Consider the following 14,814-nt stretch of genomic DNA (forward strand, 5'->3'; position numbering starts at 1 on the left):
GGCCAGCGTGAAAACCTACACCTCGCTCGCGGTGCTCAACACCGGGCAGGCGCTGATCTTCACCGCGGGCCTCACCGCGACCATGCTGATGTGCGCGTTCGGCATCCGGAACGGCACCCATACCGTCGGCGACTTCGTGCTGATCAATTCGATGATGATCCAGCTCTACGTGCCCCTGAATTTCATGGGCATGGTCTATCGCGAGATCAAGCAGGCGATCATCGACATCGAGAAGATGTTCGACGTGCTGGCGCGCGATCCCGAGGTGAAGGACGTGCCGGGCGCCAAGCCGCTCGCGGTATCCACCGGCAGCGTGCGGTTCGAGGATGTCCGCTTTGCCTACGAGCCCGACCGGCCGATCCTGAAGGGCCTGAGCTTCGAGGTACCCGCGGGCAAGACGGTCGCGATCGTCGGCCCCTCGGGCGCCGGCAAGTCGACGATCTCGCGGCTGCTGTTCCGTCTCTATGACGTCTCGGATGGCCGTATCCTGATCGACGGCCAGGACATCCGCGAGGTCACGCAGTCGTCGCTCCGCGCGGCGATCGGCATGGTGCCGCAGGACACCGTGCTGTTCAACGACACCATCCGCTACAACATTCGCTACGGACGCTGGGACGCCGGCGATGCCGAGGTCGAGGAGGCGGCGCGGCTCGCGCAGGTCGACGGGCTGATCCGGATGTCGCCGAAGGGCTACGAGACCCAGGTCGGCGAGCGGGGCCTGAAGCTGTCCGGCGGCGAGAAGCAGCGGGTGGCGATCGCGCGGACGGTCTTGAAGGCGCCGCCGATCCTGGTGCTGGACGAGGCAACCTCGGCGCTCGACAGCCACACCGAGCACGAGATCAAGGAGGCGCTCGACCGCGTTTCGCGCAACCGGACCTCGCTCGTCATCGCCCACCGCCTCTCCACCATCGTGGGCGCCGATGAGATCATCGTGCTCGATCAGGGCCGCATCGCCGAGCGCGGCACCCATGGCCAACTTCTGGCCAGAGACGGGCTTTATGCCAGCATGTGGAACCGGCAGCGCGAGGCCGAGGCCGCGCGCGAACGGTTGGCGCGGGTCGACGAGGACGGCGATGCGCCCAACCGCCTGCCGCCGCCGGTCGAGGATGACCTCGCCACGCAGGCCGCCGCGGAGTGAGAATAGACCAGGGGTGTGGCGCAATCGGTCTGGTTGGGATAGTTGCAGCCGCGTATGAGAAGCCTCCTCGCCCACCACGGGGAAGGGACGACCGAGTGAACGATCAGCCGATGTCGATTGCAAATTCCATCCGCGCGCAGATTCCGCCTGTTCATCCCGAAGGCTATCCCTTCATCGGGGGTTTTGCGCTCGTGACCTTGATCCTGTTCTGGCTGTGGTCGCCGCTCGGCTGGATCGGCACGGTGCTGACCCTCTGGTGCGCGCTGTTCTTCCGTGATCCGGTGCGGGTGACGCCGATCCGCGACGGCATCGTGGTGGCGCCCGCCGATGGCCGCATCTCAATGGTCGCGCAGGCGATCCCGCCCGCCGAACTGGGCCTTGGCGACGGTCCGCTGCCGCGCATCTCGATCTTCATGAGCGTGTTCAACTGCCACGTCAACCGCAGCCCGGCGGCGGGGCGGATCGACCGCATCGCCTATCGGCCGGGCAAGTTCATCAATGCCGAGCTCGACAAGGCGAGCGAGGACAATGAGCGCAACTCGCTCGTCATCTCCACCGCGAACGGCCGGATCGGCGTGATCCAGATCGCCGGCCTCGTGGCGCGACGGATCGTCTGCTTCGTCCGCGAGGGGCAGGCGATCGGCGCCGGCGAGCGGTTCGGTCTCATCCGGTTCGGCTCGCGGCTCGACGTCTATTTGCCGGAGGGCAGCAAGCCGCTGGTGTCGGAAGGCCAGACCGCGCTCGCAGGGGAGACCATTCTAGCCGATTTCAGGCTGAACGATCCTGGCCGCAGCTTTCGTGCCGATTAGCCGGCGGTGAGACTGTCCGCCCGGATGGCCGCGGCGATGGCGGCGCAGGGCTTCGCTTGCTATATCTGGACGCACCATGACGCCATTTGACCGCTACCCGGAATTGCGCCGCCGCCGGTTTCGCCCGATCCCGGTGCGGCTGCTGATTCCCAACTTCATCACGCTGCTCGCGATCTGCGCCGGGCTGACCGCGATCCGGCTGTCGACCGAAGGGCGGATGGAGCTCGCCATCGGCGCGATCGTGTTCGCCGCGGTGCTCGACGGCATCGATGGGCGCATCGCGCGCATGATCAAGGGCCAGTCTAAGTTCGGCGCCGAGCTCGACAGCCTCGCGGATTTCGTCAATTTCGGCGTCGCCCCCGGCCTGATCCTGTATTTCTGGCAACTGCACGAGCTGCATAATGGCGGCTGGATCGCCGCGATGGTCTACGCCATCAGTGGCGGCCTCAGGCTCGCGCGCTTCAACGCCAGCATCGACGACCCCAACAAGCCGGCCTTTGCCGGCAACTACTTCACCGGCGTGCCGGCGCCCGCCGGCGCGATCGCCGTGCTGCTGCCGATCTATCTCGTCTTCATCGGCTGCCCGACGCCGCCGGCGCTGCTGACGGCGGTGTTCACGCTCCTGATCGCGGCCCTGATGGTGTCACGCCTGCCGGTATTTTCGGGCAAGAGCGTGCGCATGCGCGTTCCGCCGGAGCTGGTGCTGCCGGTCTTCGTCGGGGTGATCTTCTTCATCGCGCTGCTGGTCGCCTATCCCTGGTACATTCTTTCGGTAGGCGCGTTGCTCTATCTCCTGAGCCTGCCCCTTGGCTGGAAGTCCTACCGCGACCAGAAGCGCAAGGCCGAGGTGGCGACGGCGGCCGCAAGCGCAGCACCCGGCGCGGCGCCGCAGGACGGGCAGGCCGCGCCGCTCGTTCCGGCCGCGCCGCCGCCCGACGAGCGGCCGGAGCGGCTGCACTGAGCCAATAGATTCCAGCCGGGCCACGAGTTGGGTTCGACGGCGATCTCGGCTATAGGCGAAGGCTGTCATGCGGCTCGCGCGTCCCGCGGAGCCGCATCCGAAGAAACCGGAGAAACGCCCGTGACCCAAACCGCCGCGCCGCTCGCCCCATCCGTTCTCGAAGCGCTGGCGCGCTATGACACGCCGACGATCTGCAACGCGATGGAGATCGTGGCGCCCGAGCGGCGGCTGATCGGTTACACGACCAGGCCGCTGGTCTGCCCGTTCCCCAATCTGCCGCCGATCGTCGGCTATGCCCGTACCGTCACCATTCGCTCGGTGGTGAAGTCCGGACTTGCCGCCGAGGAGCAGGCCAGGCGGCGGCTCGCCTACTACGAATATGTCGGCACCGGCCGTGGCCCGCGCATCACGGTGATCCAGGACATCGACGGCGCCGACGCTGGTTATGGCGCGTTCTGGGGCGAGGTGCAGAGCAGCGTGCACAAGGCGCTCGGCTGCCTCGGCGTCGTCACTGACGGCTCGATCCGCGACATCGATCAATGGGCGCCGGGCTTCCAGGCGCTCGCCGGCTCGATCGGCCCGTCGCACGCCTGGGTGCATGCGGAGAGCTTCGGCGGCGAGGTGCGCGTCGCCGGCATGACGGTGAAGTCGGACGATCTGATCCATGCCGACCGCCATGGCGCCATCGTGATCCCGGTCGACATCGCAGCCAAATTGCCCGAAGCCTGCGACCTTTGCGGCCGACGCGAGGCGCCGATCCTGGAAATCGCGCGGAGTCCGGACTTCTCTTTGGAGAAGCTGAAGGAGGCGCTGAAGCGCTCGGCGGAGATTCACTGAGTTTCTCGAGGCTGCCATGGACATGAAAGGCAAGACCGTCTTCATCACGGGATCGACCGACGGCGTCGGCCGCTACGTTGCGAGAGAGCTCGCCAGGCGGGGCGCCAAGCTCCTGATCCATGGCCGAGATGCTGCGCGCGCAGCAACACTGGTCGAGGAGATCAGGCGCGACGGCGGCGAGGCGCCGGTCTTCTACCCGGCCGATCTGGCGTCGCTTGGCGCGGCGCGGCGGCTCGCCGACGCCGTGACCGCCGATCATCGGCGGCTCGACGTCTTCGTCAGCAATGCCGGCATCGGCTCGCAGAACGACGGGCCGCAGCGGCAGGTCAGCGCCGATGGCCACGAGCTGCGCTTCGCCATCAACTACCTCGCAGGCTTCCTGCTCGCCTATCGGCTGCTGCCGCTGCTCGCGGCGGCGGCGCCTTCCCGCATCGTCAATGTCGCCTCGCTCGGGCAGCATCCGATCGATTTCGACGACGTGATGATCACGAAGAACTATTCCGGCACGCGGGCCTATGCGCAGAGCAAGCTGGCGCAGGTCATGTTCACCATCGATCTCGCCGCCGAGCTGAGAGATAAGGGCGTCACGGTCAACTCGCTGCACCCGGCGACCTACATGAACACCACCATGGTGCGCGCCGGCGGCATCACGCCGATCTCGACGGTGGAGCAAGGCGGCGCGGCGATCCTGCACCTTGTCGCCGGCGGCGATGTCGCGGGCAAGTCCGGACTGTTCTTCAACGGCATGAACGAGGCGCGGGCCAACCCGCAGGCCTATGATGCCGCCGCCCGGCGAAGGCTGCGTGCGCTGAGCCTCGAGCTGACGGGGCCCGCTCCAAGCTGATGGGTTGGATCATCCCGGCTGCTTCGCCTCGTCGAGCGCGCCTGCGACGGCGTCGTCGACATGCTCGAGCCAGATGAATTCAAGCGTCTCGCGCGCGCCTTGCGGGATGTCGTCGTAGTCGCGGCGGTTGCGTGCCGGCAGCATGACACGGCACAGGCCTGCGGCGGCGGCGGCGACCACTTTCTCCTTGATGCCGCCGACCGGCAGCACGAGCCCGCGCAGCGAGATTTCGCCGGTCATCGCGGTGTCGTTTCTGACCGTGCGGTTGGTGAGCAGGGAAGCGAGCGCGGTGAACATCGCGACCCCTGCGCTCGGCCCGTCCTTCGGCGTGGCGCCGGCCGGCACGTGGATGTGGATGTCGTTCCGCTCCAGCATCGATGGCTCGATGCCGAGCTGGGCGGCACGGCTCTTCACCAGCGTCAGCGCCGCCTGCGCGCTCTCGCGCATGACGTCGCCGAGCTGGCCGGTGAGGATCAGGGCGCCCTTGCCGGGTATCCGGCTCGCCTCGATGAACAGGATGTCGCCGCCGACCGGCGTCCAGGCGAGCCCGGTCGCGACGCCGGGAACGCTGGTGCGCAGCGCGATCTCGCCCTCGAACCGGGGCTGGCCCAGGATGCCCGTGAGGTCCTTGGCCGTGATGTCGACATGGGTCGAGCTGCCATCGGCGATCTGCACCGCCGCATGGCGCAGCACCCTGCTGATCTCACGCTCCAGCGAGCGCACGCCGGCCTCGCGGGTATAGCCCTTGATGATGAGCCGCAGCACGTCGGGATCGATCTCGACTTGCTCTACCTTCAGCCCGTTGGCCTCGAGCTGGCGGCGGACCAGATAGCGGCGGGCGATCTCGAGCTTCTCGTCCTCGGTGTAGCCGGGCAGGCTGATGATCTCCATGCGGTCCTGCAACGGGCCGGGGATCGTGTCGAGCATGTTGGCGGTCGCGATGAAGACCACGCGCGACAGGTCGAACGGCACCGCGAGATAGTTGTCGCGGAAGGTCCCGTTCTGCTCGGGGTCGAGCACTTCGAGCATCGCCGCCGACGGGTCGCCCTGGATGCCACGCCCCATCTTGTCGATTTCGTCCAGCATCATGACGCAGTTGCGCGCGCCGGCCTTCTTGATCCCCTGGATGATGTTGCCCAGCAGCGCGCCGATATAGGTGCGCCGGTGGCCGCGGATCTCGGCCTCGTCGTGCACGCCGCCGAGGCTGACCCTGACGAACGGGCGGCTCATCGCGCGCGCGATCGACTGGCCGAGCGAAGTCTTGCCGACGCCGGGCGGCCCGACGAAGCACAGGATCGGCGCCTTGCCCTGTGGCGCGAGCTTGCGCACGGCGAGATATTCGATGATCCGGCTCTTGATCTTCTCCAGGCCGAAATGGTCCTCATCGAGGATGCGCCGCGCCTCGGGAATGTCGATCGGCTTTTCCCCGGGCAGCGCCCAAGGCAGGTCGATCAGCCAGTCCAGATAGCTGCGCACCATGCCGGCCTCGCCGGCCGCCTCCGGCATGCGCTCGTAGCGGCGCAATTCCTTGCGCGCCTGGCTCTCCGCCTCGGGCGGCATCTGCGCCTTGGTGATCGCTTCGGTGAGCTCGGCGACCTCCTGAGCTTTGCCGTCCCCTTCGCCGAGCTGGCGCTGGATGGTCGCCATCTGCTCGCGCAGGATCGCCTCACGCTGGCGCTCGTCGAAGGCGGCCTTGGTCTTCTGGCCGATCTCGTTGGTCAGCCGCAGCACCTCCAGCCGCTCGGCGAGGAGGCGCGAGACCTTCTCCATCCGCTGCGCGAGGTCGACCGTCTCCAGGATCTCCTGCTTCTCCTGCGGCTTGATGTCCATGTAGGACGTCGCGAGATCGGCAAGCGTGTTGGGAGAGGTGGTGGACTGGAACACGGCGACCAGTTCCGGCGGCGCCTGCGGCAGCAACTGCACCGCCTCGACCGCCTGGCGCTGCAGGTTCAAGAACCGGGCCTCGATCTCCGGCGAGGTCGTCGTCGGCTCCGGGATCTGCACGACCCGCGCGGCCGGAAACGGCGTGCCGGGCAGGAAGTCGAGCACCCGGGCGCGCTGGACGCCCTGACAGATGATGTGATGGGTATCATCCTGCGCGGTGATGTAGCGGATGATGTTGGCAACCGTCAGGACCCGGAAGAGATCGTCGGGAGCAGGATCGTCCGCCTCCGGGTTCCGCTGCAGCAGGATGCCGATCGGCCGCTGCTCGCGCAGCGCCTGCTGCGCGGCAGCGATCGACTTGGGCCGGCCGATGCTGATCGGCGCGACCATGCCGGGAAACAGCACGATGCTGCGGACGGGGACGATGATCAGGGCATCGCTCGGGATTGGCACGACAGGGGCCGGCTTGTTCGCCGGGGCGGCTTGGTCGTTGACGGGCATGACGGTGCTCTAGGCGGATTTGACCAGTCGTAGGCCGATGCAGCCATTCATGGCGAAGCGGCTGACGACGAAACGTCCCGAAGGAAGCGCGATGCGGCGTTCAAACCGACCTTGCGGCAGCTCGAGCCGGTGAATCCGCGCGTGGCGAAGCTCCGCCGGCAGCGTGCGATGACCTCCGATGATCAGCAATCCGTCGTCGATCACGGCCTCGACCCTGTCGGGGTCGACGCCCGGCAGCGCAACGAGAATGAGCAGTTCCTCATCAGTTTCCCACACGTCGACCGGCGGCTCCCATGACGGTTCGCGGGGACCGGAGTGCAGGCTGAAGAACTGCTGGTGCAGCCGCTCGGCGCGCGCGAGCTGGTCGATCGCCTGCGACAGCATCCAGTTGAGCGGATCTTTTGCGGCCATTGTTCCCTCGTTATGCGGGAGCCAAACATAATGGCTGAGCGCGCCAAGCGGAAGCAGCGATGATCGGGCTGGCGGCCTGGCGGCCGGCGTCCTGCCGGTGAGGCGATCGCGATGCGTCGGGCCGGCATGGTTAGCGGAATGTTGAATCAGGACGATACGCTGCAATGTTGTCCTGCGAAAACGGCCGTTCGCGGGCATCTGGCCGCCGGATCTGCTGAATCCCGGCTGGGACCAAGTTTATCCTTTACGCGTCTTTAATTGCGCCAACGTAGGGTCTGACGACGCGGCTCGAATGGGCCGCGGGCCGTCCAGCATGGGCGGCTGGCAGCGTAGGCGTTGGAGTCTCCCATGGATATCATGACGGGCGTAGGTCTCGTCGCCGGAATCATCGTCATCGCGACGATGATGCTGCTCGGCGGAGATCTCGAAATCTTCGTCAGCGAGCACGCCGCCATCATCATCTTCGGTGGGTCGATCGCCGCGACCATGATCCGCTTTCCGCTTGCCGCCATCCTGCACGGCCTTCCGCTCGGCGCCAAATTTGCCTTCACCATGAGCCGGCTGTCCGCCCGCGACCTGGTCGACGAGCTGGCGCGCATCGCCGAGATCGCCCGCAAGCAGGGGCCGGTCGGCCTGGAAAAGGTCGAGACCAACGAGCCTTTCCTTGCCAAGGGCATCCGCTACGTCGCCGACGGCTACGACCTCGAATTCATCCGCGACAACCTCGAGCGCGACCGCGACAATTTCCTGATGCATCTCGACGAGGGCAGCAAGATCTACCGCGCCATCGGCGACTGCGCTCCGGCCTTCGGCATGATCGGCACGCTGATCGGCATGGTGCAGATGTTCGCCAACATGACCGATCCTTCCAAGCTCGGCCCGTTCATGGCGACCGCGCTGCTCGCGACGCTGTATGGCGCGCTGGTGGCGAACCTGTTCTGCCTGCCGCTCGCCGACAAGCTGCACGGCAAGCTGCTCGACGAAGAGACCAACCGCACGCTGATCATCGACGGCATCCTGATGATCCGCGACTCCAAGAGTCCGACGCTTGTCCGGGAAATGCTGCTGGCCTATCTGCCGGAAAAACATCGCCACGAGGAGGGCGAGCCGGTTCCGGCCTGATCGTTAGGCCGGCGGCGAAGCGGAAACTCGAGCGATGGCCAAGAAGAAACGTGGCGATGCACATGGCGGCGGTCACGGCTGGTTCGTGACCTTTGCCGACCTGATGGGCCTGATGATGAGCTTCTTCGTCATGCTCACCGCCTTCTCCACCATGGACAACAACAAGCTCAGGATCGTCGCCGGCTCGATGCGAGACGCCTTCGGCGTGCAGACCCAGCGCTACAACGGCATCATGGAGACCGACGGCCTGCCGACGCGTCCCCGGCTGAAGAACAGCGATCACATCCCGCCTGAGGAGTCGTCCAACACGCCGACCCCCGACCAGCAGGAGCGCAGCCGCATCGAGGGCAAGCGGCTCAAGATCGACCGCCAGTTCGCGCTGGCCTCGGCTTCGCTGCGGCAGGCGTTGCAGGACATGCCGGAGCTGGCCGAAATCTCGAAGCACATCATGTTCGAAGAGACCAAGCAGGGGCTCAACCTGGAGATCGTCGATCAGGACGGCCGCTCGATGTTCGCCGACGGCTCGAAGCAGCCCTTCGAGAGGACGCGCCGCCTGATCGAGAAGCTTGCCATCCCGCTCAAGCAGACGCCGCTGCGCGTCCAGATCACCGGTCACACCGCGGCGGGTTTCGTGCCGAGCAAGAGCGACTATGGGCCGTATGACCTGTCGGCGGACCGCGCCAACGCGGTGCGGCAGATCCTGGAGCACGAGGGTCTGCCCGCATCCCACATCTATGCCGTGTCCGGCAAGGCGGACACGCAGCCGCTGTTCCCGGACGATCCTTCGCTTTCGGCGAACCGGCGGGTCACCATCACCTTGATGCGCGAGGATCCCGCACTGCCCCCCGACCTGAAGCCGTAGGAGGCCCGACGGCATGATTTGGCGGGGATTGAGCTCTTCCTTGTCCATCCCGTGACCATATTCCCGGTTTCAGATCAATTGACAGGTTCGGCGGAAGCGTCGATAGCGGTTGACGTTCAACCACCGACCCATTCCTGCCATGACATGACCGTCAGCGTCGCATCGAACGAAGCCCGTGACGGGCAAGTCGCGGCTGGTTTCTGGTCGCTGACGCTGGGAAGCATCGGCGTCGTCTTCGGGGACATTGGCACCTCGCCGCTCTATGCCTTTCGTGAGGCCGTCGTGGTGGCAGCCGAGGGCGAACCGGTCACCCGCCCGATGGTCCTCGGCGTTCTCTCGCTCATCCTGTGGGCGCTGCTGATCGTCGTGACGACCAAATACGTGCTGCTGCTGCTGCGCGCCGACAACAATGGCGAGGGAGGAACGCTGTCGCTGATGGCGCTCGGCCAGCGGGCGCTTGGCCGGCGAAGCCTGTTTCTGCTGGCGCTGGGCGTCGTCGGTGCGTCGATGTTCATCGGCGATTCCATGATCACGCCGGCGATATCCGTGCTGTCGGCCGTCGAAGGCCTCAAGCTCGCCGCGCCCGGGCTCGAGCATTACGTCGAGCCGCTGACCCTCTTCATTCTCTTCGTGCTGTTCTCGGTCCAGAGCAGCGGCACGGCGCGGGTCGCTTCCGCCTTCGGTCCGGTGATGGTCGTCTGGTTCTCCACCCTTGCGGTCATGGGTGTGAGCCATATCAGCGACGATCCGTCAGTGCTGGCGGCCATCAATCCCTGGTACGCTGTCCGGTTCCTGCTTGCGCACGGCGCGGTCGGGCTGGTGACGCTCGGCGCGGTATTCCTGGCGGTGACGGGCGGAGAGGCGTTGTACGCCGATCTCGGGCATTTCGGACGCAAGCCCATTCAATCGGCCTGGCTGTACCTGGTCTTGCCGTCGCTTCTTCTCAATTATTTCGGGCAGGGTGCCCTCGTGCTGGCCCAACCTGCCGCGATCGAGAACTCCTTTTACCGAATGGTCCCCAGTATCCTCCTGCTGCCGCTGGTGATGCTGGCGACGATTGCGACCGTGATTGCCAGCCAGGCTGTGATCACCGGCGCCTATTCCCTCGTCCGGCAGGCCGTGCAGCTCGGGCTGCTGCCGCGCTTCGAAGTGCGCCATACGTCCGAGGTCCACGCCGGTCAGATCTACCTGCCGCGCGTGAACAGGCTGCTCCTGATTGGGGTGATCCTTCTGGTTCTGATGTTCCATACGGCCAGCGGGCTGGCCTCGGCCTATGGTATCGCGGTATCGACCACCATGGTTGCGGACGGCATCATGGGCTTCGTGGTGATCTGGAAACTGTGGCACTGGCGCACGATCGGCGCAGCCGCGGTCATCCTGCCCCTGGTCGTGGTCGACATGACCTTCTTCAGCGCCAATCTTCTGAAGCTGTTCGAGGGAGCCTGGGTGCCGCTGGCGTTCGGCACCTCCGTGGCGGTCATGATCTGGACCTGGCGCCGCGGCTCGGCCATGCTGGTGCAGAAGACGCGGCACATCGAGGTGCCGCTCGATGACCTGATCCGGACCCTGGAGAAGCGCCCGCCTCACATCGTCAAGGGGACCGCCGTCTTTCTCACCAGCGATCCGAACTTTGCGCCGACGTCGCTGCTGCATAATCTCAAGCACAACAAGGTGCTGCACGAGCACAACGTCATCCTGACGGTCGAGAGCACGCCGACACCCCGGGTCTCCACGGACGAACGGGTGAGGATCGAGCCTGCCGGCGAGAAGTTCACGAAGGTCCGCCTGCGTTTCGGCTTCATGGAGAGCCCCAACGTGCCCAAGGCGCTTGCGCTCGCCCGCAAGTTGGGCTGGCAGTTCGACATCATGTCGACGTCGTTCTTCGTCTCCAGGCGATCGCTAAAGCCGTCGGCCCAGCCGGGTATGCCGATGTGGCAAGACCGCTTGTTCATCGCGCTCAGCCGTTCGGCGAACGATGCCACCGACTATTTCCAGATTCCTACCGGGCGGGTGGTTGAAGTCGGTACCCAAGTCACAATCTAGAAAGTTTGGCTCCTGGTGGCAGCGGAGGGGACAGAAATCCAAAGCGCTATGCATTTTTTGCATGGCTTTGGGCAATAAAATATTACTATTGCGCGCCGTCAACTCAAGCCTGTAAGCCGCCGCTTTGCTGCAGTGAAGCATCTTGAGGCCCAGCTTCTATGAATACCGATGTTGCCGCGCCCGCCCCCGAAACGACGGTGGCCAACGGACATGGTGAAACTCACACCAGCGCGAGTTTCGGCGCGCTGACGTTGGGCAGTATCGGCGTCGTCTACGGCGATATCGGTACCAGCCCGCTCTACGCCTTCCGCGAGGCGGCCGTCGCTGCCAGCTCGGGGGGAGCGGTGACCTCGCAGGCGGTGCTTGGAGTCGTCTCCCTCATTCTCTGGACGCTCATCATCCTCGTGACGCTCAAATACGTGGTGATCCTGCTCCGGGCGGACAATCACGGCGAGGGCGGCACGCTGGCGTTGATGGCGCTGGCGCAGCGCGGCGTCACCCGCGCTGTCAGCACGATCGTGCTGCTCGGCATCATCTCGGGCGCGCTGTTCTACGGCGACGCCGTGATCACGCCGGCGCTGTCGGTGCTTTCGGCAATCGAAGGCATCAAACTCGTCACCGGCGCACTCGACCCGTATGTCGTGCCAGTTACGCTGGCCATCCTGTTGGCTCTGTTTGCGGTACAGTCGCATGGCACCGCCCGGGTGGCCTCGTTCTTCGGACCGTTGATGGCGATCTGGTTCTTCGTGATCGCGATTGCCGCGATTCCGGAGATCCTGCGGCAACCCGAGGTGCTGTATGCGATCAGCCCGTTCTATGCCGTCTCCTTCATGCTCCACCACGGTATCATCGGTTTCGTCACGCTCGGCGCGGTGTTCCTCGCTGTTACCGGCGCGGAGGCGCTCTATGCCGATCTCGGTCATTTCGGCAAGAAGCCGATTCAGGCCGCCTGGCTGTCCATCGTGCTGCCCTCGCTGGCGCTGAACTATCTGGGGCAGGGCGCGCTGGTCCTCGGCAATCCCAAGGCTGTCGAGAACCCATTCTTCCTGATGTTTCCGGACTGGGCGCTGATCCCGATGGTCGCGATCGCCACGATTGCCACCGTGATTGCGAGTCAGGCCGTGATCACCGGCGCCTATTCGCTGACACGGCAGGCCATCCAGCTCGGGCTGTTGCCGCGCTTCGAGATTCGCCACACCTCGGAGGCGCATTCGGGCCAGATCTACATCCCGCGCATCAACAAGCTGCTGCTGATTGCGGTGGTGCTGCTGGTCCTGATGTTCCGTTCGTCCAGCGCACTCGCGTCGGCCTACGGCATCTCGGTCACGGGCACCATGGTGGTGACGGCGATGATGGGCTTTGTGGTGATCTGGCGGGTCTGGAAATGGACGCCGCTAGCGGCGGCAGCCCTGATCGCGCCGTTCATCCTGCTCGACCTCACTTTCCTCTCGGCCAACCTGCTCAAGGTCTTCGAGGGCGGCTGGGTGCCGCTGGCGCTCGGCGGCTTCATGATCCTCCTGATGTACACGTGGCGGCGCGGAAGCAGGCTGCTGTTCGAGAAATCCCGCAAGCTCGAATTCCCGCTGGCCGACCTGGTCGCGATGCTGGAAAAGCGGCCGCCGCAGCGGGTCCCCGGCACGGCAGTGTTCCTCACCAGCGATCCCCTCAGCGCGCCGACCGCGCTGATGCACAGCCTGAAGCACTACAAGGTGCTGCACGAGAAGAACGTCATCCTCACCATCGAGACCGCGCCGACGCCGCGCATCGATCCCTCGGAGCGGGTTCGCCTGGAGAAGATCAGCGAGACCTTCTCCAAGGTCACCTTGCGGTTCGGCTTCATGGAGACGCCCAACGTGCCGAAGGCGCTGGCAATCGCGCGCAAGCTCGGCTGGCAGTTCGACATCATGTCGACGTCGTTCTTCCTGTCGCGGCGGGCGCTGAAGCCCGCGGCGCATTCCGGCATGCCGCGCTGGCAGGACCATCTCTTCATCTCGCTCAGCCGCACCGCGAACGACGCCACCGACTATTTCCAGATTCCGAGCGGGCGAGTGGTCGAGGTTGGCACGCAGGTCACGGTCTAGGTTCGGCTGTATCTCTAACCCTTTCGCGGTGCTTGATTTTTGCCGCGGCAGGGGCGAGGTTGGCTGCCTCACTTGATGGATGAAGGATCGGGAGGTAGGCGTGGCCGACCACAAGGTGCATGATTTGACGCCGGAGGATGTCTCCAAGGGAATGGACGAGGGCCGCTATCTCCTGGTCGACGTCCGCGAGCCCAACGAGGTCGTGGTAGAGGCATATCCGGGCGGCGTGGTCGCCCCGCTCTCCACCTTCGATCCCGGGGCGTTGCCGGACCCGCAAGGCAGGACGGTGGTCTTTGCCTGCCGCTCCGGCAAGCGTTCTGTGACGGCTTCGCTCGCCGCCCAGGCGGCGGGCCTTCCCTATGACAGCCATCTGGCCGGCGGCATGCTCGCCTGGAAAGCCGCGGGGCTCCCGACCAAGACCGGCGGCTGAAACGATCCCATGACCTCGCTGAACAAGGTCTTCGCGGACCTGCCCGTCACCATCTTCGAGGCGATGTCGCAGGCCGCGCGCGACAACAATGCCATCAATCTCGGACAGGGCTTTCCCGACCATCCCGGACCGGAGGACATCCGCCGTGCCGCGGCCGACGCCACCATGAACGGCTACAACCAGTATCCGTCGATGATGGGCATCCCGGAGCTGCGCCAGGCGATCGCGACCCATTACGGGCATTGGCACGCGCTGAAGCTCGATCCGATGACGGAAGTGATGGTGACCTCGGGCGGCACGGAAGCGCTGACCTCGGCGATCCTCGCCGTGGTCGAGCCCGGCGACGAGGTGATCGCGTTCCAGCCGGTCTATGATTCCTATTTGCCGATCATCCGTCAGGCCGGCGGCATTCCGCGCCTGTTGCGGCTCGAGCCGCCGCACTGGCGATTGTCGGAGGAGATGCTGCGAAGCGCCTTCAACCGCAAGACCAAGGCGGTGCTGTTCAACAACCCGCTCAATCCGGCCGCCGTGGTCTATCCACGCGAGGACCTCGAGCTGCTCGCGCGCTTCTGCCAGGAGTTCGACTCGATCGCCATCTGCGACGAGGTCTGGGAGCACGTCATCTTCGACGGCCACGAACACATCCCGCTGATCACGATTCCCGGCATGCGCGAGCGCACCATCAAGGTGGGCTCGGCGGGCAAGATCTTCTCGCTCACGGGCTGGAAGATCGGCTTTGTCTGCGCCGCGCCGCCGCTGTTGCGGGTGGTGGCGAAGGTGCATCAGTTCCTGACCTTCACGACGGCGCCCAATCTGCAGGCAGCAGTCGCCTATGGCCTCGGCAAGCCCGACCAGTATTTTCTCGACATGCGCAAGGATCTCGCGCGCAGC

The 14,814-nt window shown here is 65.6% G+C and carries 13 protein-coding genes; 11 read left to right on the top strand and 2 right to left on the bottom strand.

Annotated features, from left to right (window positions below):
• From JOY90_RS27600 to JOY90_RS27620, 5 genes are all read left to right on the top strand, one after another.
• Nucleotides 1-1,138, top strand: a 1,138-nt coding sequence (locus JOY90_RS27600; protein WP_291694264.1) for an ABC transporter ATP-binding protein/permease, incomplete at its 5' end; no start/stop codon positions are given.
• Nucleotides 1,139-1,233: 95 nt separating this feature from the next.
• Nucleotides 1,234-1,947, top strand: a complete 714-nt coding sequence (locus JOY90_RS27605) for a phosphatidylserine decarboxylase (protein WP_291694265.1) — start codon at nt 1,234-1,236, stop codon at nt 1,945-1,947.
• 76 nt (nt 1,948-2,023) lie between these two features.
• Nucleotides 2,024-2,908, top strand: coding sequence for a phosphatidylcholine/phosphatidylserine synthase (locus tag JOY90_RS27610; protein WP_291694266.1), 885 nt, complete (start codon nt 2,024-2,026; stop codon nt 2,906-2,908).
• 120 nt (nt 2,909-3,028) lie between these two features.
• Nucleotides 3,029-3,745: an RraA family protein gene (locus JOY90_RS27615; protein ID WP_291694267.1), complete on the top strand. Its 717-nt coding sequence runs from the start codon at nt 3,029-3,031 to the stop codon at nt 3,743-3,745.
• 16 nt (nt 3,746-3,761) lie between these two features.
• Entirely contained in the window at nt 3,762-4,589 is an 828-nt protein-coding gene (locus JOY90_RS27620; protein WP_291694268.1) for an SDR family NAD(P)-dependent oxidoreductase, read from the top strand.
• A gap of 9 nt (nt 4,590-4,598) precedes the next feature.
• Here JOY90_RS27620 and lon read toward each other — a convergent pair whose 3' ends face one another.
• Together lon and JOY90_RS27630 are read right to left on the bottom strand one after the other, a co-directional pair.
• Nucleotides 4,599-6,974: an endopeptidase La gene (gene lon / locus JOY90_RS27625; RefSeq protein ID WP_291694269.1), complete on the bottom strand. Its 2,376-nt coding sequence runs from the start codon at nt 6,972-6,974 to the stop codon at nt 4,599-4,601.
• 9 nt (nt 6,975-6,983) lie between these two features.
• The gene (locus JOY90_RS27630) at nt 6,984-7,385 is read right to left on the bottom strand and encodes an Hsp20/alpha crystallin family protein (protein ID WP_291694270.1); all 402 of its coding nucleotides are present in this window, start codon (nt 7,383-7,385) and stop codon (nt 6,984-6,986) included.
• Nucleotides 7,386-7,733: 348 nt separating this feature from the next.
• Here JOY90_RS27630 and JOY90_RS27635 point away from each other — a divergent pair, with 348 nt between their 5' ends.
• The 6 genes from JOY90_RS27635 to JOY90_RS27660 all read left to right on the top strand — a co-directional run.
• Nucleotides 7,734-8,507, top strand: coding sequence for a MotA/TolQ/ExbB proton channel family protein (locus JOY90_RS27635; protein WP_291694271.1), 774 nt, complete (start codon nt 7,734-7,736; stop codon nt 8,505-8,507).
• Nucleotides 8,508-8,541: 34 nt separating this feature from the next.
• The gene (locus JOY90_RS27640) at nt 8,542-9,369 is read left to right on the top strand and encodes a flagellar motor protein MotB (RefSeq protein WP_291694272.1); all 828 of its coding nucleotides are present in this window, start codon (nt 8,542-8,544) and stop codon (nt 9,367-9,369) included.
• Nucleotides 9,370-9,513: 144 nt separating this feature from the next.
• The gene (locus JOY90_RS27645; RefSeq protein ID WP_291694273.1) at nt 9,514-11,412 is read left to right on the top strand and encodes a potassium transporter Kup; all 1,899 of its coding nucleotides are present in this window, start codon (nt 9,514-9,516) and stop codon (nt 11,410-11,412) included.
• A gap of 158 nt (nt 11,413-11,570) precedes the next feature.
• Nucleotides 11,571-13,493: a potassium transporter Kup gene (locus tag JOY90_RS27650; protein ID WP_291694274.1), complete on the top strand. Its 1,923-nt coding sequence runs from the start codon at nt 11,571-11,573 to the stop codon at nt 13,491-13,493.
• 79 nt (nt 13,494-13,572) lie between these two features.
• Nucleotides 13,573-13,923 carry a rhodanese-like domain-containing protein gene (locus tag JOY90_RS27655; RefSeq protein WP_291694275.1) on the top strand — a complete coding sequence of 117 codons (351 nt, stop codon included), beginning with the start codon at nt 13,573-13,575 and terminating at the stop codon, nt 13,921-13,923.
• A gap of 9 nt (nt 13,924-13,932) precedes the next feature.
• Nucleotides 13,933-14,814, top strand: an 882-nt coding sequence (locus tag JOY90_RS27660; RefSeq protein ID WP_291694276.1) for an aminotransferase, incomplete at its 3' end; no start/stop codon positions are given.

It is taken from the genome of Bradyrhizobium sp., from assembly GCF_019242285.1.
Classification (GTDB): domain Bacteria; phylum Pseudomonadota; class Alphaproteobacteria; order Rhizobiales; family Xanthobacteraceae; genus Bradyrhizobium.